1 protein-coding gene is annotated in these 379 nt (G+C 49.9%); it reads left to right on the top strand.

The features are described 5' to 3' along the window. Positions 1-379: transposase (locus HR9077_RS02245; protein ID WP_136064704.1), on the top strand; the 379-nt coding region annotated here is incomplete at both ends.

Here is a 379-nt window from a genome sequence, read left to right as displayed (position 1 = left end):
GTCATCGCTGGGAAATCGAACTGGGATACAGGGAGATAAAACAGACGATGCAACGGAGCAGGCTGACGCTGAGAAGTAAAAAGCCGGAGCTTGTGGAGCAAGAGCTGTGGGGTGTCTTACTGGCTTATAATCTGGTGAGATATCAGATGATTAAAATGGCGGAACATCTGAAAGGTTACTGGCCGAATCAACTGAGTTTCTCAGAATCATGCGGAATGGTGATGAGAATGCTGATGACATTGCAGGGCGCTTCACCGGGACGTATACCGGAGCTGATGCGCGATCTTGCAAGTATGGGACAACTTGTGAAATTACCGACAAGAAGGGAAAGGGCCTTCCCGAGAGTGGTAAAGGAGAGGCCCTGGAAATACCCCACAGC

Source organism: Modicisalibacter radicis (assembly GCF_900961225.1).
Taxonomy (GTDB): domain Bacteria; phylum Pseudomonadota; class Gammaproteobacteria; order Pseudomonadales; family Halomonadaceae; genus Modicisalibacter.
Note: the sequence above shows the minus strand (reverse complement) of the source record. Positions and strands in the feature narration are given on the sequence as shown.